29 protein-coding genes are annotated in these 24,600 nt (G+C 65.5%); 13 read left to right on the top strand and 16 right to left on the bottom strand.

What is annotated here, in order from left to right; genetic code table 11:
- Positions 1 to 2: 2 nt before the first annotated feature.
- Positions 3 to 845: a MoxR family ATPase gene (locus BRAD285_RS25720; protein WP_006615569.1), complete on the bottom strand. Its 843-nt coding sequence runs from the start codon at positions 843 to 845 to the stop codon at positions 3 to 5.
- 89 nt (positions 846 to 934) lie between these two features.
- Positions 935 to 1,180, bottom strand: a complete 246-nt coding sequence (locus BRAD285_RS25715; RefSeq protein WP_035648929.1) for a GlsB/YeaQ/YmgE family stress response membrane protein — start codon at positions 1,178 to 1,180, stop codon at positions 935 to 937.
- Positions 1,181 to 1,313: 133 nt separating this feature from the next.
- Between BRAD285_RS25715 and BRAD285_RS25710 the strand changes: the two genes are divergently transcribed.
- The 3 genes from BRAD285_RS25710 (at position 1,314) to sseA (ending at position 3,935) form a co-directional block, all read left to right on the top strand.
- The gene (locus tag BRAD285_RS25710; RefSeq protein WP_006615571.1) at positions 1,314 to 2,489 is read left to right on the top strand and encodes a VWA domain-containing protein; all 1,176 of its coding nucleotides are present in this window, start codon (positions 1,314 to 1,316) and stop codon (positions 2,487 to 2,489) included.
- A 64-nt stretch (positions 2,490 to 2,553) separates the two neighbouring features.
- The gene (locus BRAD285_RS25705) at positions 2,554 to 2,967 is read left to right on the top strand and encodes a rhodanese-like domain-containing protein (protein ID WP_006615572.1); all 414 of its coding nucleotides are present in this window, start codon (positions 2,554 to 2,556) and stop codon (positions 2,965 to 2,967) included.
- Between the two features lie 110 nt (positions 2,968 to 3,077).
- Positions 3,078 to 3,935: a 3-mercaptopyruvate sulfurtransferase gene (sseA, locus tag BRAD285_RS25700; RefSeq protein WP_006615573.1), complete on the top strand. Its 858-nt coding sequence runs from the start codon at positions 3,078 to 3,080 to the stop codon at positions 3,933 to 3,935.
- 9 nt (positions 3,936 to 3,944) lie between these two features.
- Here sseA and BRAD285_RS25695 read toward each other — a convergent pair whose 3' ends face one another.
- The gene (locus BRAD285_RS25695; RefSeq protein WP_006615574.1) at positions 3,945 to 4,964 is read right to left on the bottom strand and encodes a hypothetical protein; all 1,020 of its coding nucleotides are present in this window, start codon (positions 4,962 to 4,964) and stop codon (positions 3,945 to 3,947) included.
- Positions 4,965 to 5,328: 364 nt separating this feature from the next.
- Here BRAD285_RS25695 and BRAD285_RS25690 point away from each other — a divergent pair, with 364 nt between their 5' ends.
- Entirely contained in the window at positions 5,329 to 6,570 is a 1,242-nt protein-coding gene (locus tag BRAD285_RS25690) for a L,D-transpeptidase (protein ID WP_035648931.1), read from the top strand.
- A gap of 67 nt (positions 6,571 to 6,637) precedes the next feature.
- Here BRAD285_RS25690 and BRAD285_RS25685 read toward each other — a convergent pair whose 3' ends face one another.
- Complete coding sequence (locus BRAD285_RS25685) at positions 6,638 to 7,600, bottom strand: D-2-hydroxyacid dehydrogenase family protein (RefSeq protein WP_006615576.1); 963 nt, start codon at positions 7,598 to 7,600, stop codon at positions 6,638 to 6,640.
- Between the two features lie 123 nt (positions 7,601 to 7,723).
- The gene (locus BRAD285_RS25680; protein ID WP_006615577.1) at positions 7,724 to 7,942 is read right to left on the bottom strand and encodes a hypothetical protein; all 219 of its coding nucleotides are present in this window, start codon (positions 7,940 to 7,942) and stop codon (positions 7,724 to 7,726) included.
- Positions 7,943 to 8,247: 305 nt separating this feature from the next.
- On the opposite strand from BRAD285_RS25680, the gene ettA reads away from it, so the two are divergent.
- From ettA to BRAD285_RS25660, 4 genes are all read left to right on the top strand, one after another.
- Complete coding sequence (gene ettA, locus BRAD285_RS25675) at positions 8,248 to 9,897, top strand: energy-dependent translational throttle protein EttA (protein WP_006615578.1); 1,650 nt, start codon at positions 8,248 to 8,250, stop codon at positions 9,895 to 9,897.
- 141 nt (positions 9,898 to 10,038) lie between these two features.
- Entirely contained in the window at positions 10,039 to 10,620 is a 582-nt protein-coding gene (locus tag BRAD285_RS25670; RefSeq protein ID WP_006615579.1) for a TIGR00645 family protein, read from the top strand.
- Positions 10,621 to 10,678: 58 nt separating this feature from the next.
- Positions 10,679 to 10,879: a hypothetical protein gene (locus BRAD285_RS25665; protein ID WP_006615580.1), complete on the top strand. Its 201-nt coding sequence runs from the start codon at positions 10,679 to 10,681 to the stop codon at positions 10,877 to 10,879.
- Between the two features lie 4 nt (positions 10,880 to 10,883).
- Positions 10,884 to 12,119, top strand: coding sequence for a lytic murein transglycosylase (locus BRAD285_RS25660; RefSeq protein ID WP_006615581.1), 1,236 nt, complete (start codon positions 10,884 to 10,886; stop codon positions 12,117 to 12,119).
- A gap of 85 nt (positions 12,120 to 12,204) precedes the next feature.
- Here the strand turns inward: BRAD285_RS25660 and BRAD285_RS25655 are convergent, their stop codons facing one another.
- Both BRAD285_RS25655 and BRAD285_RS25650 read right to left on the bottom strand, forming a co-directional pair.
- On the bottom strand, positions 12,205 to 12,486 hold the full coding sequence (locus BRAD285_RS25655) for a hypothetical protein (protein WP_006615582.1): 282 nt from the start codon (positions 12,484 to 12,486) through the stop codon (positions 12,205 to 12,207).
- Positions 12,487 to 12,700: 214 nt separating this feature from the next.
- A complete protein-coding gene (locus tag BRAD285_RS25650; protein ID WP_006615583.1) occupies positions 12,701 to 13,039 on the bottom strand; it encodes a hypothetical protein in 339 nt (112 codons plus the stop codon).
- Positions 13,040 to 13,205: 166 nt separating this feature from the next.
- Between BRAD285_RS25650 and BRAD285_RS25645 the strand changes: the two genes are divergently transcribed.
- The 3 genes from BRAD285_RS25645 to bfr all read left to right on the top strand — a co-directional run bounded on the left by BRAD285_RS25645 (position 13,206) and on the right by bfr (position 14,521).
- Complete coding sequence (locus BRAD285_RS25645) at positions 13,206 to 13,472, top strand: hypothetical protein (protein ID WP_006615584.1); 267 nt, start codon at positions 13,206 to 13,208, stop codon at positions 13,470 to 13,472.
- A 161-nt stretch (positions 13,473 to 13,633) separates the two neighbouring features.
- A complete protein-coding gene (locus BRAD285_RS25640; RefSeq protein WP_006615585.1) occupies positions 13,634 to 13,915 on the top strand; it encodes a bacterioferritin-associated ferredoxin in 282 nt (93 codons plus the stop codon).
- A gap of 120 nt (positions 13,916 to 14,035) precedes the next feature.
- Positions 14,036 to 14,521, top strand: a complete 486-nt coding sequence (gene bfr / locus BRAD285_RS25635; RefSeq protein WP_006615586.1) for a bacterioferritin — start codon at positions 14,036 to 14,038, stop codon at positions 14,519 to 14,521.
- Between the two features lie 102 nt (positions 14,522 to 14,623).
- Here the strand turns inward: bfr and BRAD285_RS25630 are convergent, their stop codons facing one another.
- The 7 genes from BRAD285_RS25630 to BRAD285_RS25600 form a co-directional block, all read right to left on the bottom strand.
- Entirely contained in the window at positions 14,624 to 14,935 is a 312-nt protein-coding gene (locus tag BRAD285_RS25630) for a DUF3240 family protein (RefSeq protein WP_006615587.1), read from the bottom strand.
- A complete protein-coding gene (locus BRAD285_RS25625; RefSeq protein WP_006615588.1) occupies positions 14,932 to 18,009 on the bottom strand; it encodes an efflux RND transporter permease subunit in 3,078 nt (1,025 codons plus the stop codon). The genes BRAD285_RS25630 and BRAD285_RS25625 overlap by 4 nt, the downstream gene beginning before the upstream one ends.
- Complete coding sequence (locus BRAD285_RS25620) at positions 18,006 to 19,130, bottom strand: efflux RND transporter periplasmic adaptor subunit (RefSeq protein WP_006615589.1); 1,125 nt, start codon at positions 19,128 to 19,130, stop codon at positions 18,006 to 18,008. Before BRAD285_RS25620 ends, BRAD285_RS25625 begins: the two co-directional genes overlap by 4 nt.
- 167 nt (positions 19,131 to 19,297) lie before the next feature.
- Positions 19,298 to 19,903: a pyridoxamine 5'-phosphate oxidase family protein gene (locus BRAD285_RS25615; RefSeq protein ID WP_006615590.1), complete on the bottom strand. Its 606-nt coding sequence runs from the start codon at positions 19,901 to 19,903 to the stop codon at positions 19,298 to 19,300.
- Between the two features lie 21 nt (positions 19,904 to 19,924).
- A complete protein-coding gene (locus BRAD285_RS25610; protein ID WP_006615591.1) occupies positions 19,925 to 20,317 on the bottom strand; it encodes a DoxX family protein in 393 nt (130 codons plus the stop codon).
- 46 nt (positions 20,318 to 20,363) lie between these two features.
- Positions 20,364 to 20,708, bottom strand: a complete 345-nt coding sequence (locus tag BRAD285_RS25605; RefSeq protein WP_244422408.1) for a hypothetical protein — start codon at positions 20,706 to 20,708, stop codon at positions 20,364 to 20,366.
- Between the two features lie 27 nt (positions 20,709 to 20,735).
- On the bottom strand, positions 20,736 to 21,809 hold the full coding sequence (locus tag BRAD285_RS25600; RefSeq protein WP_006615593.1) for an alpha/beta fold hydrolase: 1,074 nt from the start codon (positions 21,807 to 21,809) through the stop codon (positions 20,736 to 20,738).
- A 94-nt stretch (positions 21,810 to 21,903) separates the two neighbouring features.
- On the opposite strand from BRAD285_RS25600, the gene BRAD285_RS25595 reads away from it, so the two are divergent.
- Positions 21,904 to 22,176, top strand: a complete 273-nt coding sequence (locus BRAD285_RS25595; protein WP_006615594.1) for a DUF2277 domain-containing protein — start codon at positions 21,904 to 21,906, stop codon at positions 22,174 to 22,176.
- Positions 22,177 to 22,206: 30 nt separating this feature from the next.
- Here BRAD285_RS25595 and BRAD285_RS25590 read toward each other — a convergent pair whose 3' ends face one another.
- Both BRAD285_RS25590 and BRAD285_RS25585 read right to left on the bottom strand, forming a co-directional pair.
- Entirely contained in the window at positions 22,207 to 22,761 is a 555-nt protein-coding gene (locus tag BRAD285_RS25590) for a collagen-like protein (protein ID WP_006615595.1), read from the bottom strand.
- Positions 22,762 to 22,922: 161 nt separating this feature from the next.
- Complete coding sequence (locus tag BRAD285_RS25585; RefSeq protein ID WP_006615596.1) at positions 22,923 to 23,192, bottom strand: helix-turn-helix domain-containing protein; 270 nt, start codon at positions 23,190 to 23,192, stop codon at positions 22,923 to 22,925.
- 429 nt (positions 23,193 to 23,621) lie between these two features.
- Between BRAD285_RS25585 and BRAD285_RS25580 the strand changes: the two genes are divergently transcribed.
- The gene (locus BRAD285_RS25580) at positions 23,622 to 24,062 is read left to right on the top strand and encodes a hypothetical protein (RefSeq protein WP_006615597.1); all 441 of its coding nucleotides are present in this window, start codon (positions 23,622 to 23,624) and stop codon (positions 24,060 to 24,062) included.
- Positions 24,063 to 24,600 lie beyond the last annotated feature (538 nt).

Raw genomic sequence — 24,600 nt, 5'->3', positions numbered from 1 at the left:
TCTCAGACCTCGCGGCGGCTGAGGAAGGCGAGCCGCTCGAACAGATGCACATCCTGCTCGTTCTTCAGCAGCGCGCCATGCAGCGGCGGGATCAGCTTGCGCGGGTCGCGCTCGCGCAGCTGCTCGGGGCCGATGTCCTCGTTGAGCAGCAGCTTGAGCCAGTCGAGCAGCTCGGAGGTCGACGGCTTCTTCTTCAGGCCGGGCACATCGCGCACCTCGAAGAAGATGCGCAAGGCTTCCTCGACCATACGCTTCTTGATGTCAGGGAAGTGCACGTCGACGATGCGCCCCATCGTGTCGGCGTCGGGGAACTTGATGTAGTGGAAGAAGCAGCGGCGCAGGAACGCGTCGGGCAGCTCCTTCTCGTTGTTGGAGGTGATGATGACGATCGGGCGCAGCTTGGCCTTGATGGTCTCGTTGGTCTCGTAGACGTGAAATTCCATCCGGTCGAGCTCGAGCAGCAGATCGTTCGGGAATTCGATGTCGGCCTTGTCGATCTCGTCGATCAGCAGCACCGGGCGCTGCTCGGCGGTGAACGCCTCCCATAGCTTGCCGCGCTTGATGTAGTTCTTGATGTCGGAGACTCTGGAGTCGCCGAGCTGGCTGTCGCGCAGGCGCGACACCGCGTCGTATTCGTAAAGGCCCTGCTGCGCCTTGGTGGTCGACTTGATGTGCCAGGTGAGCAGCGGCGCGTTGACGGCCTTGGCGACTTCCTCGGCCAGCACGGTCTTGCCGGTCCCCGGCTCGCCCTTCACCAGCAGCGGCCGTTCGAGCACGATCGCCGCGTTGACGGCCACTTTGAGGTCGTCGGTGGCGACGTAGTCCTGGGTCCCGGTAAATTTCATCGCGCCTCGCTTGTCGGTCGAACTTGTGTTGAGTGGCTACGCCGCGGCAGCGGCTTTGAAATGATGGCTGCCATTGGAAGCAGAAATAATCAAGCGCGCCGGATCAGCGAGAGGATCACGAGCACGATGACGGCGCCGATCGTAGCGTCCAGGATCGCACCCAAGGTGCCGCTGGCGAGCGCGATATGCAGCGCCGGCAGCACGTAGCTCGCGACCAGGGCGCCGACAATGCCGATCACCATGTTGCCGATCAGGCCGAAACCGGCGCCGCGCACGATCAGTCCGGCGAGCCAGCCCGCGATGGCGCCGATGATCAGCGCTGCAATGATACCCATGAAAACCCCCATTCCATCCGTGGTTCCTGGGATTGTAGAGCAAAAAGCCGGCCGGTCCAGCCGTCGCGCCAGGAGCGGCCCTTGACGAGCCCCGGCCCTTGACGTGCCCTCTTGGCCGCGCGATCTAATGGGCATGTTCCTGCAATTCTTCACAGCACTGCGCGACGCGCAGGTCCCGGTCTCCTTGCGTGAATATCTCACGCTGATGGAGGCGATCGACGCCGATCTCGCCGAGCATTCGGTCGAGAACTTCTACTATCTGTCGCGCACGGCGCTGGTGAAGGACGAGCGCAATCTCGACAAGTTCGACCGCGTGTTCGGCACCGTGTTCAAGGGGTTGGAAAATCTCCTGGACGCGATGGAGAAGGCCGAAATTCCCGAGGAGTGGCTGAAGAAGCTGGCCGAGAAGTACCTCACCGAGGAAGAGAAGAAAGAGATCGAGGCCTTGGGCTGGGACAAGCTCATGGAGACCTTGAAGAAGCGGCTGGAAGAGCAGAAGGGCCGGCACCAGGGCGGCAACAAGTGGATCGGCACGGCCGGCACCTCGCCGTTCGGCGCCTACGGCTACAATCCCGAAGGCGTGCGGATCGGCCAGGAGAAGAACCGCAACAACCGTGCCGTGAAGGTGTGGGACCGCCGCGAGTTCAAGGATCTCGACGGCAATGTCGAGCTCGGCATCCGCAACATCAAGGTCGCGCTGCGCCGGCTGCGCAAGTTCGCCCGCACCGGCGCGCCCGACGAGCTCGATCTGGACACCACGATCCGCGAGACCGCCAATCACGGCTATCTCGACGTGCACATGCGGCCCGAGCGGCGCAATGCGGTCAAGGTGCTGGTGTTCTTCGACATCGGCGGGTCGATGGATTCCCACGTCGCGCAGGTCGAGGAACTGTTCTCGGCCGCCAAGACCGAATTCAAGCACATGGAATATTTCTACTTCCACAACTGCCTGTATGAAGGCGTGTGGAAGCAGAACAAGCGGCGCTTCACCGACCGTACGCCCACCTGGGACGTGCTGCACAAGTATCCGCACGACTACAAGGTCGTGTTCGTCGGCGACGCCTCGATGTCGCCTTACGAGATCATGGTGCCCGGCGGCTCGGTCGAGCACGTCAACGAGGAGCCGGGCTCGGTGTGGCTCGATCGTGTCATCCGCACCTATCCGCACACGGTGTGGCTCAATCCGGTGGCGCAAAAGCACTGGGACTATTCCGAGTCGACCACCATCATCCGCCGCATCTTCTCCGAGCGCATGTATCCGATCACGATCGAAGGGCTGGAGAATGCGATGAAGGAGCTGGTGCGGTAGAACAGCCCCGGAATGGCGCCAGGCAAGACGACGCTCCGCAACGACGGAGCAGGGAGGTTCGAGAATGCCCCAGACCATCACCCGCGGCATCAAGGCGCTGCTCGACGAGGCCAATGCCGAGATCGAAACGCTCTCGGCCGCCGAGGCCATCGAGGCGGCCAAGCGCGACGACGTCGTGATCGTCGACATCCGCGATCCGCGTGAGATCGAGCGCGAGGGCAGGATTCCCGGCGCGTTCTCCTGCACCCGCGGCATGCTCGAGTTCTGGATTGATCCGCAGAGCCCTTATGCCAAGCCGATCTTCCAAGAGGACAAGACGTTCATCTTCCACTGCGCCGGCGGCCTGCGTTCGGCGCTCGCGGCCAAGACTGCGAAGGACATGGGACTAAAGCCCGTCGCCCATATCGGCGGCGGCTTTGCCGCATGGCGCGAGGCCGGGGGGCCGGTCGAGGCATGGGCGCCGAAGAAGAAGGATTGAACGAACGCGTCACACGCGGGCTTGACCCGCGTGTCCATCGCTTGAAGAAGATGGCTCGCCGGATCAGGTCCGGCGATGACGACCCAATGTGACGCCTGGAGTGCTTGCAGATGACCACCCCCAACGACCCGCTCGTCACCACCGAATGGCTCGCGGCGCATCTCGGCGATCCCAAGGTCAAGGTGCTCGACGCCACCTTCAAGATGCCCGGCGTGTTGCCATTGCCGAAGGACGATTATCTGAAGGCGCACATTCCCGGCGCCGTGTTCTTCGATGTCGATGAGGTCTCCGACCATTCCAATCCGCTGCCGCACATGTATCCCAGCGCGGAGCAATTCGGTCGCGACGCCGCCCGACTTGGCGTCAGCAATGGCGACACGGTGGTCGTCTACGATGCCGGCGGCTGGGTCGCCGCGCCGCGCGCCTGGTGGATGTTCCTGTCGTTCGGCCACACGGACGTGCGCGTGCTCGATGGCGGCCTGAAGAAGTGGATCGCCGAAGGGCGGCCGGTCGATAGCGGCCAGGTGACACCGGTTGCGGGAAGCTACAGTGCGAGCTTCGACGCCGCGCGGGTGCGCAAGATCGAGCAGATGGTCGCGAATCTCGCCGGCAATGCCGAGCAGGTGATCGACGCGCGTCAGGCGCCGCGCTTCGCCGGCGAGGTCGCCGAGCCCCGGGCCGGCCTGCGCTCCGGTCACATTCCCGGCAGCCGCAATCTGCCTTACGCGGAGCTGTTCGACGCCGCGACCGGCGTGATGAAGCCGCTCGATGAGCTGCGCAAGGCGTTCGGCGCGGCCGGCGTGGATCTCGCCAGGCCGATCGTCACCTCCTGCGGCTCCGGCGTCTCGGCCGCGGTGCTGACGTTGGCGCTTTATCGGCTCGGCATCCGCGATACCGCGCTCTATGACGGCTCTTGGTCGGAATGGGGCGTCGAGAACGGCCCGCCGGTCGCGACGGGGCCGGCCTGATCGACGCCTCTATCGCGTGCGCGGTGCAGCCGCCTGCTGGCCGATGGCTTGCGGCTGCGAGAAGGGTTGTCCGAACGGATCGGGGAACGCCTGCTGCTGCTGTTGTTGCTGGGCCTCGGCCTGCCGCGCGGCCCTGACCCGCTGGGCGACGCGCCGCTGCTTGGCCCGCCGGGCGGCCAGCTGCTTCTCGCGCTCCTTGCGCTTTTTCAAGATGCTCCGGCGCAATTGGACGCTCGCAACCTTCACCGAGGCACGATGCTCGGCGGCAGCCGGGCGCTCCTGACGCACCGGCTGTTCGGCCAGCGCCGCAAGCTTGGCGGCGATGGGATCGAGCACTGCCACGGCTGGTGCAGGCGTGACGGCTGACGGCGCCACTGCAGTCATCGTCGGATCGGCGCTGGCCAGGACCTGCGGCGCTGGCGGCGACACTGGGATCGCGGTCGGTGCAGGTGCAACTTCGCTCGGGGCCGGCGCGGGCTGGGCTGCGGGCTCGGACGTCGTGTCCAGCCGCGGCTTGTCAGTCGCCTTCTCAACGACGGCGATCGGCGTTGCCGCGATCGCCGCATCGGGCTTGGCGGAGTCGAGGCGATCGTCGAGCGCAGCGACCTTACTCGGCAGGATGATGGTCTTGGTGGTGTCGACCGTTTCTGCCGGCAGCGACGGCGTCGGCAAGGCAGCGGCTTCCGTGACGGTCGCCACATCGACCTTCTCAGGCACCGCGACGACAGCCGGCGGCGCGCTCGGCTGATCGGCGGGGGCAGTTGCGGTAGTCGTGACGGGGACCTCGACGGTGACGACCGGCGGCGTCACCGGCGGGGTCGGCTCGACCCGCAGCACGGCCAGAACCGGCGCCGGCTCGGCCGGCGGCAGGAATGTCGTGAAGCCGGACGCCTGCGTCGAGCGCCAGGACGAATTGCTGGCGAACTGCTCATGGGCGGCGCGCAGCAGGGCAGCAGCGCCCATGCCGAAGACGGTGAGAGAGATGGAGCAGACGATCGCGGCGACGAGGAAACGAAAGCCGGGAAGCATTGACGGGAACTCTCCGCCACGGCAGCGGGACTGCCGAGACATTCGAGCCAGTAGGGAACGCGGTGATCACAGGGAATGGCCGCGTTCGCGACGGGGCCGGCTTCTGCCGAGCATCGCGAATCAGGCTGAAGTCAGAATACCGAAAGTGTTCCCGCCCGCTCGGCAAATCGCGGCGCTGATGCGGCTCGCCACGGCTGCATTGCACTTTTTCAGCGCCGTGAGACTTCCGTGCAACGACGGAGACATGATCACAAATTGCCGAAATGGGACCGCCTTGGCCGGAATTGTCTTGAATGCGCCGCTATCTTCGGCCATTTGGCGGAGCAAAGGTCCCAATCGGCGGCTTGGGGATACTGCAAGGGCAATGATGATCAGACAAATCCTGACGGTTTGCGCGGTCGCGGCAGCGAGCGCGGCGGCAGCTTCGTTTGCTGAGGCACAGCAAGTCTATCAGACGGCGCCCGGTGCGTATTCACCCGCGCCGACACCTTATCCGACCGATGCGCGCGGCCAGGGTCCGGATTTCGACGCGCTCGACGACGAGGACACCCCGGGCAACTCGGCCGCTCTTCCGCCGCCCGGCCCGGTGCTGTCGCCGGATGATCCGCGTTATCGCCGTCCGGCCAATGGTCCGGTCTATGGTGGCGCGCCGACGGGTCCGGTGATGTCGCCCGACGATCCTCGCTACGGACGTCCGGCCGCGGCGCCGGCCTATGGCTCCGCCGCCAATGGCCCGGTGATGTCTCCGGATGATCCGCGCTATGGCCGTCCGGCCGGTCCGCCGCCGGTGATCTATGGCGATCGTCCGGCCCCCAGCCAGCAGGCCTATGGTGGTGCCTATGGCAATGGCGCGCCTGGTGGCGATGCCGGCGCGCCGCGCCCGCCGGGCGTCGTGGGTGGTGCTCCGGCTGTCACCGGAGCCGTGCAGCCGTCGGCCGGTGACCGCCCGATGACGGTGGCTGCGCTGCCGCCGGAAGAGCAGCCGGATGCCGCGCCCGCGCCGCTGCCGCCGAACCTGCGCCGCCAGGAGGTCGACTTCGTCACCAAGGAGCCGCCGGGAACGATCGTCGTCGATACGCCCAACACCTATCTCTATCTCGTGCTCGGCAATGGCCGTGCGATGCGTTACGGCGTCCGCGTCGGCCGCGAGGGCTTCACCTGGACGGGTGTCCAGAAGATCACCAAGAAGACCGAGTGGCCGGATTGGTATCCGCCGAGCGAGATGATCGAGCGCCAGCCCTACCTGCCGCGCTTCATGGCCGGTGGCCCCGGCAATCCGCTGGGCGCTCGCGCGATGTATCTCGGCTCGACCGTGTACCGCATTCACGGCACCAACCAGCCCTCGACGATCGGCAAGTTCGTGTCCTCCGGCTGCATCGGCATGCTGAACGAGGACGTCTCGGACCTGTTCGACCGCGTCAAGGTCGGCACCCGCGTCGTCGTCATGCCCGGCGGTGCGCCGGCCGGTTCGGCCAAGAACATGGCCGCAGCCGCCAACGGCCTCGCTCCCCCGGCCCAGCAGGCTCCGGTTCAGGCCCAGGCGAACGTGCCGGCGGCCCAGCCAGCGACGATGCAGCCGCTGCCGCCGCCGGTAACCATCCGCTGACGCAGCCGAGATCGATGAGATTGCCAAACACCGTCCTCGCGGAGGGTGTTTCGTTTTAAAGCCGCTTTCAGGCGAGCCGGCGCGGCGGCTCGGCGCCGCCGAGCCAGGCGCCGATGCACTCGACCATCTGGCCATAATGCGCGCGAAAGCTCTCCTCGGTGACGTAGCCGAGATGCGGCGTCAGCACGACGTTGTCGAGCCCGCGCAGCGGATGCTCAACCGGTAGGGGCTCGACCGAGAACACATCCAATCCTGCTCCCGCGATGCGCTTCTCGCGTAAGGCCCGCAACAGCGCGACTTCATCCACGATCGGCGCGCGCGAGGTGTTGACGAGATAGGCCGAGGGCTTCATGCGCGCGATGTCGGCGGCGCCGACCAGCCCGCGCGAGCGGTCGCTGAGCACGACGTGGATGGTGATGATGTCGGCGGTCGCGAACAGCTCGTCCTTGGCCGCATAGCCGACACCGGCCTCCTGGCAGCGCTCGGGCGTCAGATTGGGGCTCCAGGCGATCACGTTCATGCCGAACGCCTTGGCGAGCCCTGCGACCTTGCTGCCGAGCTTGCCGAGCCCGATGATCCCCAGCGTCTTGCCCTCGATCTCGACGCCGCCGAGCGCCTGCCAAGGCAGACCGGCATGCATGCGTGCGTTCTCTTGGCCGATCTTGCGGGTGAGTTCCAGGATCAGGCCCATGGTCAGCGGCGCCGTGGGATCGCGGCCATATTGCGTGCCGCAGACCACGATGCCGCGGGTCTTGGCGGCTTCCATGTCGATCGCGGCATTGCGCATGCCCGAGGTGATCAGGAGCTTCAGCTTCGGCAGGCGTTCGATCAGGGTGGCCGGGAACGGCGTCCGCTCGCGCATGGCGCAGACGACGTCGATGTCAGCCAGGGCGGCGGCCGCCGCGTCTTCAGTGGCGAAGGGGTGGGTGAAGGCGGTGACATCCACCTTGTCGGCCAGCCGCGGCCAATCGGCCAGCGACAGGGCCGTATCGTAATAGTCATCGAGGATTGCACAGCGCAGCCGCGTCATCGGCAGAGTCCATTCGTCGGAAGAGGGCGTCATCGATGGACGCCGTCGGGAATGGAATGATGCTTGCGCGCAAAGTGGCAAAGGCGCAAGGCGGCGCCTTGGAAGCGGTAGCCTGCCAGACGCTCAGTCGAGATTGGCCTTGAGGCGGAACGCGGCGTCATCGCCATATTTGGCGCGCCAGGCGGGGCCCGGACCGCGCATGTAATGCAGTTCCGGCCGGTACGGGTTGAAGGCACGCGCGACGAATTCGCGCCAGAAGGTCCTGACGTCGTCGAGGAGGCCGGATCGGCTCGGGCGTTCGGCCGCCACAGCGGACAGGGAGGCTGACGAAAGGGTGGCCATGACGGGCTCTCGCTGTTGTCGTCTCGGGCTTGTGCCGCTTGGGCGCGCGGTTCTTGCGGGCCGAGACCGAGTGTCCCGCCGAATTAATTAAAAGATGGTTGCAATTGTCGTGATCGACCGCACACATGGTGACGAAACCGTAGTCGTCCGTGAGCGGCAGGTCTGCGCCGGGCGGATACGACCCGGGATTGTCCCGTCAATTGTTCCGCGCTGAAGAGGCTCGCCGGTTGCCCTTTGGGGACCGCGCGGTTACATCAGCGGCAACCATTTTCCTTAAAATTCCGGCAGGTTTCGAGGGACACGCGATGGCGCGCCAGTTCGTCTACTTCATGCAGGGTCTGTCCAAGACCTATCCGACCCGCAAGGTGCTCGATAACATCCATCTGTCCTTCTATCCCGACGCCAAGATCGGCGTGCTCGGTGTCAACGGCTCGGGTAAGTCGACCCTGCTCAAGATCATGGCAGGCCTCGACAAGGACTACACCGGCGAGGCCTGGGTCGCCGAAGGCGCCCGCGTCGGCTATCTCGAGCAGGAGCCGCAGCTCGATCCCAAGCTCACCGTGCGCGAGAACGTCATGCTCGGCGTCGGCAAGCAGAAGGCGATCCTCGATCGCTACAACGAGCTGGCGATGAACTACTCGGAAGAGACCGCCGACGAGATGACTAAGCTGCAGGACGAGATCGAGGCCCAGGGCCTGTGGGATCTCGACAGCAAGGTCGACCAGGCGATGGATGCGCTGCGCTGTCCGCCCGACGATTCCGATGTGAGCAAGCTCTCCGGCGGTGAGCGCCGCCGCGTCGCGCTGTGTCGGCTGCTGCTCGACCAGCCCGAGCTGCTGCTGCTGGACGAACCGACCAACCATCTCGATGCCGAATCCGTGTCCTGGCTCGAAGGCCATCTGCGCAACTATCCCGGCGCGATCCTGATCGTCACCCACGACCGCTACTTCCTCGACAACGTCACCAGCTGGATCCTAGAGCTCGATCGCGGCCGCGGCATTCCCTACGAGGGCAACTACTCCTCCTGGCTGCAGCAGAAGCAGAAGCGCCTGGAGCAGGAGGGCCGCGAGGACGCCGCCCATCAGCGCACGCTGGCGCGCGAACAGGAGTGGATCGCGGCCTCGCCGAAGGCCCGGCAGGCCAAGTCCAAGGCGCGCTACCAGCGCTATGAGGAGCTGCTCAAGAAGGCCAGCGAGAAGCAGACTCAGACCGCGCAGATCATCATCCCGGTCGCCGAGCGCCTCGGCAACAACGTCGTCGATTTCGAGGGCCTGTCGAAGAGCTTCGGCGACCGCCTGCTGATCGACAATCTCACCTTCAAGCTGCCGCCGGGCGGCATCGTCGGCGTGATCGGCCCGAACGGCGCCGGCAAGACCACGCTGTTCCGCATGATCACCGGGCAGGAGAAGCCGGACGCCGGCACCATCACCGTCGGCGAGACCGTGCATCTCGGCTATGTCGACCAGTCGCGCGACGCGCTCGACGGCAACAAGACGGTATGGGAGGAGATTTCCGGTGGCAACGAGCTGATCCTGCTCGGCAAGAAGGAAGTGAACTCGCGCGGCTACTGCTCGGCGTTCAACTTCAAGGGCGCGGACCAGCAGAAGAAGGTCGGCGCGCTCTCCGGCGGTGAGCGCAACCGCGTGCATCTCGCCAAGATGCTGAAGTCCGGCTCCAACGTGCTGCTGCTCGACGAGCCGACCAACGATCTCGACGTCGACACCCTGCGCGCGCTCGAGGAGGCGCTGGAGGATTTCGCGGGCTGCGCCGTCATCATCAGCCACGATCGCTGGTTCCTCGACCGCATCGCGACCCATATGCTGGCCTTCGAGGGCGACAGCCATGTCGAATGGTTCGAAGGCAATTTCCAGGACTACGAGAAGGACAAGATGCGTCGGCTTGGCCAGGACAGCGTGATCCCGCACCGGGTCAAGTACAAGAAGCTGACCCGCTGACCTCCATCGCGAGGCGCGACGCTGTCTCTGCTCCGGGACAAAGCGTCGCGCCCTTGCTGCGACCCGTTGTCGCTTCCGCGCGCTGTGCGATTGCGTAGATAGACGTTCCGCAATCCCATCCCAGCCGCGAGATTCCACATCATGTCTTCTTCCGACGCGACCCTGTCCTCGAAGGGCGGTGCGCTGCGCCCCATTCCCATGCTGATCTTCGGCTCGCGCTGGCTGCAATTACCGCTTTATGTCGGACTGATCATCGCGCAGGGCGTCTACGTCGTGCTCTTCCTCAAGGAGCTCTGGCACCTGTTCGCGCATGCCTTCGACTTCTCCGAGCAGCAGATCATGCTCGCGGTGCTCGGCCTGATCGACGTCGTGATGATCTCGAACCTGCTGGTGATGGTGATCGTCGGCGGCTACGAGACCTTCGTGTCGCGGCTCAATCTGCAGGGGCATCCGGACGAGCCGGAATGGCTCAGCCACGTCAATGCCAGCGTGCTGAAGATCAAGCTCGCGATGGCGATCATCGGCATCTCCTCGATCCATCTGTTGCGCACCTTCATCGAAGCCGGCGCGCTGTCGTCGGGCAAGTCGACCTACACCGAGACCGGCGTGATGTGGCAGACCATCATCCACACGGTGTTCATCCTCTCGGCGATCGGCATCGCCGTGGTCGACAAGCTGTCGAACGCCGCGATCGAGGAGGCGAAGCAGGCGGCGGGGCATTGATCGCCGGGCACAGCCAAGGCGGCGTTCACAGGCTCGCTGCCTTGTGGTATGATCGGGTATGACCGATGTCGAGAACCTCGTGCTGGAGCATCTGCGCCACATTCGCGGCGCTCTCGACCATGTGCGCGAGGATATCCGCGAACTGAAGCAGCGGATCGGGAACCTCGAAAACCAATATGCCAGCATGTCCAATCGGCTGGACCGGATGGATCTGAGGATCGAGCATATTGAACGGCGACTTGGGCTTCAGGACGCCTGACACGGTGCCGCTCCTGGTCCGTCGTTGTCTTCTGGCTTGCCTCCTGGTCGTTCTATGCGGTCCCGGCTCAGCGCGTGCCGCCGACTCCGCCTTTACGCAGTTCGTCGCCTCGCTCTGGCCGGAAGCTAAGGAGCAGGGCGTGTCGCGGGCGGCATTCGATGCCGAGACCCGCGGCCTCGAACCGGACTACAAGCTGCCCGATCTGCTGCTGCCCGGCCGTCCCGCGACCGGTGCGCCGGCGCAGGCCGAGTTCGTGCAGGTGCCGGCCGATTACATCAAGGAAGCTTCGATTGCGCGACTGGCCGCGCATGGCCAGACGCTGATCCAGCAATACCGTCCGGCGCTGGCCGAGATCGAGCGCCGCTTTGGCGTGCCCGGGCCGATCGTGCTCGCGATCTGGGGCCGCGAGACCGATTTCGGCCGCTATGCGCTGCCCTATGATGCGCTACGTGTGCTGGCGACCCAGGCTTATGTCGGCCGGCGCAAGGACCAGTACCGCACCGAGTTCATCATGGCGCTGAAGATGCTGAGCGACGGCGTGGTGACGCGCCGCGATCTCAGGGCGTCTTGGGGCGGCGCCGTCGGCCTGACGCAGTTCCTGCCGTCGGAGTACTACAAGCACGGCGTCGATCTCGACGGCGACGGCAAGGTCGATCTCTGGCACTCGGTGCCGGATGCGCTGGGCTCGGCGGCCAAACAGCTCGCCAACAAGGGTTGGCAGAGCGGCGTGCGCTGGGCCTATGAGGTCAAGCCGCCGGCTAATGTCGATTGCACGATGGGCGTGCCGGAGGTGAAGAAGCCGATCGCGGAATGGCTGCGGGCGGGCTTCGTGCCGGTACGGGGCCAGCGGTTGAACGCCGCGGAGCAGCAGCAGCCGGCCTCCCTGCTGCAGCCCGAGGGCATCTACGGTCCGGCCTTCCTGACGACAGCGAACTACTTCGTCATCAAGGAATACAATTTCTCCGACCTCTACGTTCTGTTCGTCGGCCATCTCGCTGACCGCATGACCAGTCCTGCCGGATTCGCGACGCCGTGGTCGGCGTCCAAGCAATTGCGGAGCAAGGACGTCGAAGCGATGCAGAAGGGGCTCACGCGTCTCGGGCTCTATGGGGACAAGCTGGACGGCAAGGCGGGCATGCAGACCCGTGCTGCGCTCGGCACGTTCCAGAAACGGGCCGGCCTGAAGGTGGATTGCTGGCCGAGCGAATCGGTGCTCCAGGCGATCAACGCCACGCGCTGACGGGGTCGGGTAGGCCCGGGAGCCAGACAGCAAAAAGCCCGGCCGCAGGGCCGGGCTCGTGCCGCATCGAAATGCGTGGTTTCGATCAGTAGCAGACGCGAACCGGGCGGGACACCCAGCCATAGCCGTCCCAATAGCGCTCACGGCGCCACACGCACGGCGGCGGGGCCGGCGGGGGGGCTTCGACATAGACCGGGCCGCCATAGGCCGGACGGCTGGAGGCGATCGCGCCGCCGATCAGGGCGCCGCCGATCAGGCCCGCGGCCACGCCGGCACCGACGTCGCCAGCCTTGGCAGCCGGTGCAGTCACGCTCAGCGAACCGGCGATTGTCGCAACCGCAAGCACGGCGGTCAGGATCTTCTTCATCTTCCGAGATCTCCTGGAGGAGCGCCCCTGGAGGCGCCGGGTTGGTGATTCACGCGCGAAGGGCGGTCAGCATCGTGAGAAAACACGATAATCCGTCAACCCTCCGTAAACTCTCTCTGACCTGATGCGACCGAAAAACGGTTTTTTCTGGCCATGCCGGCCAGGAGCATTCGAAATTCCGGTGCAAGGTCATGGAATTAATGAAGGTGAACGCTCACTCGCACACGCGCACGCGGCGGATCCGCCAGCCATAGCCGTCCCAGAAGCGCTGGCGCTGCCAGTAGCAGGCATAGCCGGGGTCGGACACGTAGGCCGGGCCGCCATAGTACGAGTAGCCCGGTCCGTAGGAATAACCCGGCGAGTAGGAGTATCCGGGACCGTAATAATAGGGATTGCTGCCGGCGGCGATGGCGCCACCAATGAGCGCGCCGCCGATCAGCCCAGCCGCGACGCCCGCAGCAACGCGCCCGTTGCGCGCTTCGGCCGGGGCAGGAGCCAGCGCGGCGCTCGACAGGGTCGCGACGGCGGCCAGGACCGCAAGAGTCTTCTTCATGACCTTAACCTCTCTCACTCCAGGTCGGCAGATGGCGCATCAGGCCAAGCCACACGTTCCCATATCCCGCTTGAATGATCAATGAACGGGCTCGCCCCATTGGACGACCCATCCGGAGGATGCGTTCAATGCTGCGACGCACAAAATGCAGCAATCGAGAGCATGAATGCCCAGCGCCCTGATCATCGCGGTCGCCGTCTGCCTTGCCGCGGGTGCCTGCTATGTGCTGCTGGTCGTGGTGGATTGGAAACGGCGACGGCGCGGCGTCGACACGACAGGGGCAGACTCCGGCGGTTCCTGGCCGTGGGAGTCCGGAACCTCCTCCGGCTGGTTCGGCAATACCGCGACGGACGTCATGGGAAATCCCGTCGACGGCGGCGGATCGGATAGCGGTAGCGACGGGGGTGGAGGCGACGGTGGCGGGGGCGATTGAGGCCTCGGTTGCGGTCAGTTTGATCTGCGACAAGGTCGCATTCTTAGATCCGTTCTAGGTCAACTACGAGATTGGAATAGCTTCAAAAGCGCCGGTTTCCCTTTGCGCGGGGAGATGCGGATGACTATCGATAGCTGACCAAAGACGAGTGGCCGGTTCTCATGATTGTTTGTTCCTGCAACGTCATCAGCGATCACGACATCCGCAAGGTGGTGACATCCGCGGACGAATTGCCGCGGAGCCCCAAGCAGGTCTATGGCTGCCTTGGTTGCAGTGCGGAGTGCGGCCGTTGCGCGCGCACGATCAAGACCATCATCGACGAAGCGCTGGGGCCTTGCGCGCGCGCCTGCCAATCGGGTTGCAAGCACGCCCATGCACATGGCCACGCGCCCGCGGTGGCCGAGGATGACATTCAGAGCCGGTTCGCGCTGGCTGCCTGCTGACGTGCTTTTGCCTGCAATCTCGTCCCTTTCGCCGTAAAAATGCACATGAACGGGGGTCGTCTCCGAACTTCGAACCTGTTATGGAGCGCCTGCGGCCTCTAACTTTTTCGGAGCTTATCTATGCAGGGCGACCCCAAGGTCATCGAATATCTCAACAAGGGATTGCGCAGCGAGCTGACTGCCATCAACCAGTATTGGCTGCATTACCGCCTGCTCAACAACTGGGGCCTTCTGGAGATGGCCAAGGTCTGGCGCAAGGAATCCATCGAGGAGATGGAGCACGCCGACAAGTTCACCGATCGCATCCTGTTCCTCGACGGCTTCCCGAACATGCAGGTGCTCGATCCCTTGCGCATCGGGCAGAACGTCAAGGAGATCATCGAGTGCGATCTCGCGGCCGAGATCGGCGCGCGGACGCTCTATCAGGAAGCCGCAACCTATTGCCACGGCGTCAAGGACTACGTGTCGCGCGACCTGTTCGAGCAGCTGATGAAGGACGAGGAGCATCACATCGACTTCCTCGAGACTCAGCTCGACCTGATCGGCCGCATCGGCCTCGAACTCTACACCCAGAAGCACGTCGGCGGACTCGAGAGCGAGCATTGATGCTCGCGCCTTGCGGCATTCCTCTCTGCAACAGGTCGGTTCAAGGCGAAGCTTTCAGGCCTTGAATCGACCGGGCGAGACAATCGGCTGGATCGCACGGGGTCAGTCGATGACCCCGAAGGACGTCACGGGCATCGCCCAATAGACCAGCTGGGTGCCTGCGAACGTACTCCTGAGCCGCTCCAGCAGCCGCTCGCTGTCTGCTTCCTGCAGCACGATTCTCACCACGACCTCGTCGGCATGGCCTTTGACGCGCTCCGCAGTCGTGCGCAGCCGGACGCGGGCACCGTGGCCGGCTGCATCGGAGGCCGTGAAGCCGGAAACCAGATCGGTCTGCTCACTGAGGAAATCGAACAGCTCGTCGCGCAGCTCGCGCGGCGCGATCAGCGTCAGGCACAAGGCTTGGCTCGTCACGTCGCCTCCTTCTTCGCCGCGCCATAGCGGCGATACAGGATCGGCAGCAGGATCAAGGTCAGCAAGGTCGACGACAACAATCCGCCGATCACGACGATCGCCAGCGGGCGCTGCACCTCCGATCCCGGCCCGGTGGCAAACAGCAGCGGGATCAGCCCGAGCGCGGTGATGCTGGCGGTCATCAGCACCGGGCGCAGCCGGCGCCTGGCGCCTTCGACGACGATGCGCTGCTCGGACAGTCCGTGGGCACGGAGCTGGTTGAAATACGACACCAGCACGACGCCGTTCAGCACGGCGATTCCGAGCAGGGCGATGAAGCCGACGGAGGCGGGGACGGAGAGATATTCCCCGGTCGACACCAGCGCGAACACGCCGCCGATCAGCGCGAAGGGAATGTTCACCAGCACCAGCAGGGCCTGGCGCACCGAGCCGAACGTCGTGAACAGCAGCACGAAGATCAGGCCGATAGCGACGGGCACCACGACGGAGAGCCGCGCGGCAGCCCGCTGCTGGTTCTCGAATTGCCCGCCCCAGGTCAGCCGATATCCGGCTGGAAGCGGCAGCTCGGCCGCTACCTTCTGCTGTGCGGCCTGAACGAAGCCGACCATGTCGCGGCCGCGGACATTGCTGCGCACCACACTCATGCGGTTGCCGTCCTCGCGGTCGATCTTGACCGGGCCGTCGACGCGCTGAATGCGCGCGACCTGCGACAGGGCCACGTGTTGCCCGGCCGCCAAGGTCAGCGGCAGCATCGCCAGCAGCGTCGGCGCTTCCCGCGTGGTCTCGCTGCCGCGGACCAGGATCGGCGTCCGCCGTCCGTTTTCGAGCGCGGTGCCGATCGTGCGCCCCTCGATCTGGGTCCGCAATGAGTTGGCGATCGAATCGACCGACAGGCCAAGACGGCCGGCTTCCAGCCGGTTGACGGTCACGGTGTAGTACTGCGCGCCCTCGTTCAGCGTGGTGTAGACGTCCTCCGCGCCATCCACGCTCGACAGGATCGACGACAGCTTCGCCGCGATCTCGTTGAGCTTCGCGATATCCGGGCCGAAGATCTTCACGGCGACGTCGCCGCGCACGCCGCTGATCATCTCCTGCACGCGCATGTCGATCGGCTGCGTGAAGCTCAGCGAGATGCCGGGAAAGTCGGCCAGCACGTCGCGGAGCTTTTGCAGCAGCGCTTCGCGGTTGTCGTTCTGCCGCTGGTCGGCAGGCTTGAGCACGAGGAACGTGTCGGTCTGATTGAGGCCCATCGGATCGAGACCGAGTTCGTCCGAGCCGGTGCGCGCGATGATCCCTGCGATGTCAGGCACCTTCATCAAAGCTGTCTGCAGCCGGGCGTTGATAGCCAAGGATTCATCGAGATTGACCGAAGGGAGAGTTTCCACGCTGACGATGATGTCGCCTTCATCCATCGTCGGCATGAAAGTCTTGCCGAGCTGGCTGTAGCCGAAGCCGGCCGCGACCAGACTGAGCACGGCTGCAATGATGACCTTGCGCTCATTGTCCAGCGCCCAGGCGAGCGCAGGCGTATAGACGCGCTGGGCGGCGCGGATCAGCAGCGGATCTTCATGGGAAGCCGATTTGAGGGCGAACGAGGTCGCCACCGGGATCACCGTCAGCGCAAGCAGCAGCGAGGCGGCCAGCGCGAAGATGATGGCGAGCGCGACCGGGATGAAGAGCTTGCCCTCCAGGCCCTGCAAGGTCAGCAGCGGCACGAACACGATGATGATGATCAGCACGCCCGAGGCGACCGGCTGCAGCACTTCGCACACCGAGCGGAACACGATGTGGATCAGCGGCGTCGTTCGGCCGGGGTCGTGTTTGCCGAGATTGCCGACGATGTTCTCGACGACGACAACGAGCGCATCGATCAGCATGCCGATCGCGATCGCGAGGCCGCCGAGACTCATCAGGTTGGCGGACATGCCGACCGCGCGCATCACCAGCAGCGCGATGACGATCGCCAAGGGAAGGCTGAGCGCGATCACCAGCGAAGCGCGCCAGTTGCCGAGGAAGAGCAGCAGCAGCACGACGACGAGCACGGTGGCCTCGCCGAGCGCCCGCACCACCGTTCCGACGGCGCGGTTGACCAGCCTGCTGCGGTCATAGAACACGTTGATGCTGACGCTGGCGGGCAGGGACGGCTTCAACTCCTCCAGCCGCGCGCGCACGTCGCGCACCAGCTGGCCGGCATTGGCGCCCCGCAGCCCGAGCACGAGGCCCTCGACCGTTTCGCCCTTGCCGTCGGTGGTCACCGCGCCATAGCGGGTGAGCGCGCCGATCTTGACGCGGGCGACATCGCTGACCCGGATCGGGACGCCGTCGCGGGTGTCGACGACGATGGCTCTGATGTCGTCGATGCCGCGGATGCTGCCCTCGATCCGCACCAGCGCGCTGTCCTCGCCCTGGTTGACGCGGCCGGCGCCGTCGTTGCGGCTGTTGGCCTCGATGGCCTTGCGGAACAGTTCGGAGGAGATGCCGCGCGCCGCCAGCGCGTCGTTGCGCGGCACGATCTCATAGGCGCGGACGTAACCGCCGAGCGCGTTGACGTCGGCGACACCAGGCACCGTGCGCAGCGCAGGGCGGATCACCCAGTCGAGCAGGCTGCGCCGCTCGGCGAGCGACAGCTCCGGGCTCTCGATCGTGAACATGAACATCTCGCCGAGCGGAGACGTAATCGGCGCAAGCCCGCCGCTGACGCCCTCGGGAAAATCACGGGAGATGTTCGACAGCCGCTCCGACACCTGATTGCGCGCCCAATAGATATCGGTGCCGTCCTCGAAATCGACGGTGATGTCGGCGAGCGCGTATTTGGTCGTGGAGCGCAGGATCTTCTTGTTGGGCAGGCCGAGCAGCTCGAGCTCGATCGGCACGGTGATGCGCTGCTCGACCTCCTCGGGCGTGAGGCCCGGCGCCTTCATGATGACCTTGACCTGAACCGGCGAGACGTCCGGAAACGCATCGATCGGCAGGGTCGGTAGGAACACGGCGGCCGCGCCGAGCAGCAGCAGCACGCTCAGCATAACGAACAGCCGCTGCGACAGTGCGAAGGCGACCAGTCGCTGCAGCATCATTGTCCCAGTCGCGAGAGAATGCCGCGCAGGGCCGAGATGCCGCCGACGGCGACCTCGTCCTTGTCGGTGATCGGTCCGGACACGACGACGTGGTCCTGATCCTCCGCGAGCAGAGTGACGGCAACCTGGCGGAAGCCGCCTTCGGTGGCAACGAAGATGGAGGCCTGCTCGCCGCGCCGGACGAGGCCGCTATAGGGAATCTCCCAGGCACTTTCGCCCGCCGAGATGAATCCGATCCGTGCGGCGGCGGTCTGGCCGGAATGCAGCTCACCGTTGTTGGGAATCTCAGCGCGAACGAGGATGGTCTGCGTTGCGGCGTCGGTGGTCTCGGAGACCAGGATGACCCGACCCGGCGTCGCGTAGCCGTCGATGTCGACGCGCGCGCCGGTCTTGATCGCGCTGATATTGGTGGCGGGGATGGCGATCTCCGCCCAGAGCGGCGACAGCCGCGCGAGCTTCACCAGCGGCGCGGCCTGCTCCATCCGCTGGCCAGGCGAGACCACGATGTCGACCACGGACGCAGCCTGCGGCGCGTTGACGGTCAGCGTTGCGCTGATGGCGGCCTCGTTAGTCAGGCGCGCGATGGCCTCGTCCGACAAGCCGCTGAGGTGGAGCATCTGCCGTCGCTCGGCAACCACGATGCTCGCCTGGCGGGCTTCAGTCTGGCTGGATTCCAGCACACGCTGCGGGACTGCCTTGCCCTCGAACAGATCAGCGTTGCGCTTCAACTGCTGAACGGCGAGGACCTCCTGCGCGAGAGCATGCAGATACTCGCGCTGCAGCGAGACGAAGCTCGGGCTCTCGAGCGTCAGCAGCGGCTGTCCGACACTGACGCGATCGCCGCGCGCGACCGCCAGATTGGTGACCATGCCGGAGACTGGAGCGCTGACGACCCATAATTGCGGGGTCGGTATCACGATCTGCGCCGGGTAGGGCAGCGTCTTGTCGCTCCGGCTCGAAATCGGATGCGTGACGCGGATCCCGAGGTTCTGCGCTTGCGCCGGCGTGAGCTTCACATCCTCGGCCGACACCGCCGAGGGTGTCGCGCATGAGGCAATCAGGAGCAGCGCACCTGCCAGACGGCAAGCTCGCGCAAGATGGGCAGCACGGGGGGCGGGCATCGACTGAGCTCGTTTCCAGCTTTCAAACGACACGTCATGAACTAGCTCGGCCTGCGTCGGCGGCTGCTGAGCTGCATCAACATGTGGGCTCGCGACTGCGAGCGCGCCACTGATGGACTAGGAAAGATGACGCGACGCTGACGTGCGTTTGCGAATGGATGGCATTCTCAAAGCTGCTCGCGCCACCGCGCGTCGGTGACCTCCTGGGGCTCCGGCGCGCCGAGGCTGGTCTGGTCGTGGATGATCTCGCTGATGCTCGGCATCGTCGAGCGCGGCACCTGGGCGTCCTGCGCCCACAGCTTGGAGCGCATGATCGCCTTGCCGCAATGGAAGTACACCTCCTGCACAGCGATGCTGACGACACTCCGCGGCGGCTTGCCGAACTCCTCCAGCTTGCCGAGCAGGTCGGGATCGGCGGACACCGAGGCCGTGCCGCCGACGCGAAGCGTCTCGATGAGTCCCGGCACGAAGAAGATGAGTTGCACCTGGCCCGAGCCCTCGGAGACGTTCCTCAGGCTGTCGAGCCTGTTGTTGCCGGGGCGATCGGGCAGCAGCAGCCGATGGTCGCCGTCGATGTGGACGAACCCCGGATGGCCACCGCGCGGCGAGGCGTCGACGCTGCCGTCCTTGCCCGACGTCGCCATCACGCAGAATGGCGAGAGCGAAATGAACTTCCGGCTGTGCGCGTCCAGTGCCGGACGCACCTTGGCGATCACGCGCTCCTGCGGCTTCGGATAGATCGCGCCGAGATCGGCATTGGCTGGGTTGCTCACGGCGGTGCTCCTGTTCGCATCCTATCGCTGCTCGGCCTTGTGACGCCAAGGCCAATCGATCACTGCTGCGCTGTACAGCGCCCACCACACCAGCACCGGCTGAAAGGCCAGGCGCGGACCATGATAGAGCCAGCTGCTGCCGAGAACAGGCAGGTCGATGCCATCCAGCGCATGCTTGAAATTCGCGGGCCAGACGCAAATGGCATACGCGGCGAGCCCGATCCCGGCCCAGCGTCGCATCGGCCTCGTGACCAGCGCCACTGCGCCGGCGATCTCGCACAGCCCGGTGATCATGATGACCTCAGGAGCAAACGGAACGATCGAGGGCGTGATGCGCAGGAACGGCTCGGGGATCGCGAGATGCGCGATGCCGGCCGCCATGTAGAACGCCGCCATCACCCAGCGCATGATCATGCGCGTCCGGTCGTCTTGTGGGGCGGGGGGCGAGCTCGCGTACGGGTCAGACGGCATCGGCGGGAACGAAACAGCTGATGACGATGTCGCCGCGATGATGGACATACCAGACCACGGCCTCGCCGATCGGGTTGCCGCGGTCGCGGATGATGGCGCGCTCCGGCACCGCCATCCAGCGGCCCTCGATCGGCACCCAATAGGTGCCGTCGCGCACGTCGTAGGTGGTGCGGTGGCCGTCGGAGATGTCGCAGCAGGGCACGCCGTTGGGGGCGATCACGCTCTTGAACCAGGCACGCACGTCGGGCGCAACGTTGTCGAACTGGCCGTTGTCGACCGCCAGCGCGAGGCGCGCGCAGGCCAGCGAGCCTAGCGTCAGAGCGGCCAGGATCATTGCGCGGATGCTACGCTCCATCCCGGACTACATCCCCCGCTGCGGCGCCGTGGCGAGCAGCTCGCGCAGCGGCTCGACATAGAATTTCGCATTGCCCGTGGTCAGGTGGCCGCGCGTCTCGGCGGAGGCCGGGATCAGCAGCACCTTTCCGTTCGCGAGGCGCTTCATCGCGTCAGTGGTGATGCCCGTCTCCGGCGGATTGCGCTCGTCATCGGCCGAGTTGATCAGCATCACCGTGGCCTTGATCTTCTCGAGGTCGGCGGAGGGATTGTAGTCATGGGAGGACTCCCACTGATAGATGAAGTCGTTCGCATCGGTCGGGACCGATTGGGCGAGCCGCTCCTCGACCATCTTGTCGGCCTTGGCGGCCGTCGGGGCCGCGAGCTGATAGGCGAGGGTGCCGCCGGCGGTCGCCGTGCCATAGGCGGTGACGGCATATTTCATCATCCGCGGCTGAGACGTGTAGTTGCCGCCATTGTAGTCGGGGTCGTTGCGGATGGTCTCCAGCATGATCCGGCGCAGCATCCAGTTGCGGGCGGCCATCTCGGTCGGCTGCGAGGCCATCGGCACGGCGATGTCCATGAATTCCGGATAGCGCGTCGCCCAGACCCAGCTGTGCATGCCGCCCATCGAATTGCCGATGATCAGCCTGACATGCTTGATGCCGAGCCCCTCGGTCAGCAGCCGGTGCTGCGCATCGACCATGTCGGCATAGTCGTAAGCCGGAAACTTCGTCTTCAGCCCGTCGGACGGTTTTGAGGATTTGCCGTGCCCGATGCTGTCGGGGATGATGATGTAGTACTTGGTCGCGTCGAGCGGCTGGTCCTTGCCGAACAATTCGCCGGCGAAGGTCGGCACCAGCATGCTGGCGCCGGAGCCGCCGGTGCCGTGCAGCACGAGCACGGGCTGTCCGGTCGGCTCGCCGACCGTGGTGTAGTGCAGCTTCAGCTCGGGCAGCGTCTCGCCGGTGTGAAACTTGAAGTCCTTGAGGATCACATCGCCCTGCTTGGGGGCGGGGTAGTCGGCGGCTGCGGCGGGTGCGCCATGGCCAGTGCAAAGAATAACGACGGCGGCGAAGACGGCGGCAAACGGTCGAAGCATCGGATCCCCCCTACAAGAGCGCGGCTCTTTGCGGCCGCGTCGGGAGCATGATAGCACGATCCCCGACTTGGTTCAGCACCGGATTGATCCCGTCATGTGCCGCAACATCAAGACGCTGTTCAATTTCGAGCCACCGGCGACCGAGGCCGAGATTCAGGCCTCCGCGCTGCAGTTCGTGCGCAAGCTCTCCGGCTTCAACACGCCGTCACAGGCCAACGAGGCCGCCTTCGCACATGCGGTCGAGGAGGTCGCCGACGCCGCGCGCCGGCTGCTGACTTCGCTGCACACCCAGGCGCCGCCGCGCGACCGCGAGATCGAGGCGGCCAAGGCGCGCGAGCGCTCGGCGATCAGGTTCGGCAAGCGCTGAGGCCGCCGCGGCTCCGCAGCGCGCAGGCGCTCAAAACCCGTCGTCGTCGCCGTGGTCTTCGCCACGGTCTTCGGCGGCGTGCTTGCCGTGCTTCTTCTTTTTCTTGTGCTTCTTCTTTTTCTTCTTCCTGGGGATGTCGATCTCGTGCGGATCGTCGTCCTCGAAGGCCTCTTCGAGCGCCTCGTCATGCTCGGTGGCGGCGAAGATGTCGCGCACCGCGATTAGCTGCGCGTCACGCTCATGCGCCTCGCGATCCCGGTTGCGCTTGTAGTCGTCATAGGCGGCGAAGATCTGCTCCAGCCAGGGCATCAGCTGATCGATGGTCGGCAGCGTGCCGGGCGGTCCCTGTTCGCCACGCGGGCCCTGCGGTCCCTCGGGGCCCGGCTTGCCGGGCGGGCCTTGCTCACCGCGCGGCCCCTGCGGACCGGGCTTGCCTTGTGGACCTGGCTTGCCTTGCGGACCCGCCTTGCCGTCGGGACCGGGCTTGCCGCGCTGGCCATCCGGCCCGCGCCGTCCGGGCTGCCCCTGCGGGCCACGTGGACCCACCGGGCCCTGCAGGCCGCGTCCGGCCGGGTTCTTTGCCACTACCGCAACTCCACACCACATCCCTGATTCGCGGCAAAGCCTAACAGAGCCGTGATGATCGCAGCAATTGCAGGCGGGCTGCGAGGCCGACTGATCAACATCAATCGGCGTCGCATCCTGATGAGTTCCACGCGATGGAAGACCGCGCGGCCGCCGTCGTCTCAGGCCGAATAGGCCGGCACCGCGATGCCGTCGGCCGTGTAGCTGCGGATCTTGTTCCGCAAGGTGCGCACGGGCATGCCGAGCAGCCGTGCAGCGTGGGTGCGATTGCCGTTGCAGCGGACCAATGTCTGAACGATGAGCTCGCGCTCGATCTCGGACAGCGGCGTGCCGATCAACAGCGGCAGGACCTCCGCCGCAGATGGCGACGGCGGCATGACAAGGGGTACGAGTGAGGGACTTGCGGCATCGGCTGACAACTCTTGTGACATAACTCCTCCCGATCAACGCCCGCGCCGAAACCGAAAACGACGCGAAAACATCGAGACCAACTGAACATCCAGCCCGTAAATCACCGTGGTCGGACAAGGTTAACGGCGCCTTAACATCCGCCTCCGGCCGCCTTGGGAGCGCCGAATACCCCGAAATGGCCTTGGTTTCGCTGGGGTCTCGGCCCATTTCGCCGGCCTCGCCGTCCTTTTGCCACGCACTCCGCGGCGCGAGGCGGGCGCGACCGGGAGGGACGCTGGCTGGCGATGGGCGCTGTCCGGCGAGGGCGGCATTTCGAACACAGTCGCGGCGCGGCATGCGCGCTGCCGCGCGAAGGGCTAAATTCGGCCGGATCGATTCGCTTGATGGGCCGCGATCGTCACACGTGGCCATCGAATTACCTCAAGTTCACTTCGCTGGAGACTTCATCCATGAGAATTGCATCCTTCGTCCGTGGTCTCGCGGTGGCGCTGACGGCCGCAGCCTTCGCCGTCCTGCCCGGCGCCGCGCGCGCGGATGGCGGCTTCATCACGCTGACCATCTACAAGGCCGGATGGATCATCGGCGGCTCCGGCGGCAGCGGCGTGCTGAACTTCCATGGCCGCGCCTATCCGCTGTCGACCGGCGGTCTCGATTGGGGTCTCGTGTTCGGCGGCTCGCGCACCGTGCTGCGCGGCCGCGTCAGCAACATCTGGCGTCCGTCGGATGTCGAGGGCGTCTACGGCGCCGCCGGCGCCGGTCTCGCCGTCGGCCGCGGCGTGCGCGGCATCGTGCTGACCAACCAGAAGGGTGCCGTGCTCGAGCTTTCGGGCGAGCAGATCGGGCTGCTGGCCAATGTCGATCTGTCGGGCCTGGCGATCACGATCAGGTAGTTGGCTCATCGATGATCGGTGTTTCCTAACTAACAGCGGTATCGTCCCGACCTCGAGCCGGGACACATACGCCGCGGATGTGGCTCGGAGGGGCAGGTCAACGATCTGTGCCACGAACGTCTCCCTGGGGTTATGGGTCCCGGATCGGCGCGCGCGGCGCGCTTGTCCGGACGACACGGAGGAGGAGGTCGGCGCCGGCCTCACGCAGGCACGACCCCACGTTCTCGCCGCAGATCGTGCGCGAGGGATGCGTCAGCTTGGCCCCATCGAAATCCCGAGAGGGGCAGGGAAGACCGGGAGCTCGCCGCTCCCATGGTCCGCGTGCAACAAGAAAAGCACGCGGCAGAACCACAGGCTCGGCTGGGACATCCCGGCCTTCCCTGCGCGGATGGTCTGACGGCTTATACGTGGTCTCCCTGGTGCGCCGGCGTTTTGGCCACCATGACGCACGGGAGGCAATTCGCACCCGCGCGCGTGATACCAGCTTCGGGGTATCAGGACATCACGACTTCGCCGTACGCAACCGCTTTGCGCTCGT

This window comes from Bradyrhizobium sp. ORS 285 (assembly GCF_900176205.1).
Classification (GTDB): Bacteria; Pseudomonadota; Alphaproteobacteria; order Rhizobiales; family Xanthobacteraceae; genus Bradyrhizobium.
The sequence above is the reverse complement of the archived record's forward strand: the minus strand, read 5'-3'. Positions and strand labels throughout refer to the sequence as shown.

Bases quoted from the DNA above. Each gene is read 5' to 3' on its own strand.
- BRAD285_RS25585 (WP_006615596.1), bottom strand. From the start codon at position 23,192: ATGTCACAAGAGTTGTCAGCCGATGCCGCAAGTCCCTCACTCGTACCC.
- BRAD285_RS25610 (WP_006615591.1), bottom strand. From the start codon at position 20,317: ATGATCATGCGCTGGGTGATGGCGGCGTTCTACATGGCGGCCGGCATC.
- ettA (WP_006615578.1), top strand. From the start codon at position 8,248: ATGGCGCGCCAGTTCGTCTACTTCATGCAGGGTCTGTCCAAGACCTAT.
- BRAD285_RS25645 (WP_006615584.1), top strand. From the start codon at position 13,206: ATGCCCAGCGCCCTGATCATCGCGGTCGCCGTCTGCCTTGCCGCGGGT.
- BRAD285_RS25605 (WP_244422408.1), bottom strand. From the start codon at position 20,708: ATGATCCTGGCCGCTCTGACGCTAGGCTCGCTGGCCTGCGCGCGCCTC.
- BRAD285_RS25580 (WP_006615597.1), top strand. From the start codon at position 23,622: ATGAGAATTGCATCCTTCGTCCGTGGTCTCGCGGTGGCGCTGACGGCC.
- BRAD285_RS25655 (WP_006615582.1), bottom strand. From the start codon at position 12,486: ATGAAGAAGATCCTGACCGCCGTGCTTGCGGTTGCGACAATCGCCGGT.
- BRAD285_RS25595 (WP_006615594.1), top strand. From the start codon at position 21,904: ATGTGCCGCAACATCAAGACGCTGTTCAATTTCGAGCCACCGGCGACC.
- BRAD285_RS25695 (WP_006615574.1), bottom strand. From the start codon at position 4,964: ATGCTTCCCGGCTTTCGTTTCCTCGTCGCCGCGATCGTCTGCTCCATC.
- BRAD285_RS25620 (WP_006615589.1), bottom strand. From the start codon at position 19,130: ATGCCCGCCCCCCGTGCTGCCCATCTTGCGCGAGCTTGCCGTCTGGCA.
- BRAD285_RS25715 (WP_035648929.1), bottom strand. From the start codon at position 1,180: ATGGGTATCATTGCAGCGCTGATCATCGGCGCCATCGCGGGCTGGCTC.
- BRAD285_RS25685 (WP_006615576.1), bottom strand. From the start codon at position 7,600: ATGACGCGGCTGCGCTGTGCAATCCTCGATGACTATTACGATACGGCC.
- BRAD285_RS25665 (WP_006615580.1), top strand. From the start codon at position 10,679: ATGACCGATGTCGAGAACCTCGTGCTGGAGCATCTGCGCCACATTCGC.
- BRAD285_RS25670 (WP_006615579.1), top strand. From the start codon at position 10,039: ATGTCTTCTTCCGACGCGACCCTGTCCTCGAAGGGCGGTGCGCTGCGC.
- bfr (WP_006615586.1), top strand. From the start codon at position 14,036: ATGCAGGGCGACCCCAAGGTCATCGAATATCTCAACAAGGGATTGCGC.
- BRAD285_RS25705 (WP_006615572.1), top strand. From the start codon at position 2,554: ATGCCCCAGACCATCACCCGCGGCATCAAGGCGCTGCTCGACGAGGCC.
- BRAD285_RS25625 (WP_006615588.1), bottom strand. From the start codon at position 18,009: ATGATGCTGCAGCGACTGGTCGCCTTCGCACTGTCGCAGCGGCTGTTC.
- sseA (WP_006615573.1), top strand. From the start codon at position 3,078: ATGACCACCCCCAACGACCCGCTCGTCACCACCGAATGGCTCGCGGCG.
- BRAD285_RS25640 (WP_006615585.1), top strand. From the start codon at position 13,634: ATGATTGTTTGTTCCTGCAACGTCATCAGCGATCACGACATCCGCAAG.
- BRAD285_RS25710 (WP_006615571.1), top strand. From the start codon at position 1,314: ATGTTCCTGCAATTCTTCACAGCACTGCGCGACGCGCAGGTCCCGGTC.
- BRAD285_RS25680 (WP_006615577.1), bottom strand. From the start codon at position 7,942: ATGGCCACCCTTTCGTCAGCCTCCCTGTCCGCTGTGGCGGCCGAACGC.
- BRAD285_RS25600 (WP_006615593.1), bottom strand. From the start codon at position 21,809: ATGCTTCGACCGTTTGCCGCCGTCTTCGCCGCCGTCGTTATTCTTTGC.
- BRAD285_RS25690 (WP_035648931.1), top strand. From the start codon at position 5,329: ATGATGATCAGACAAATCCTGACGGTTTGCGCGGTCGCGGCAGCGAGC.
- BRAD285_RS25650 (WP_006615583.1), bottom strand. From the start codon at position 13,039: ATGAAGAAGACTCTTGCGGTCCTGGCCGCCGTCGCGACCCTGTCGAGC.
- BRAD285_RS25720 (WP_006615569.1), bottom strand. From the start codon at position 845: ATGAAATTTACCGGGACCCAGGACTACGTCGCCACCGACGACCTCAAA.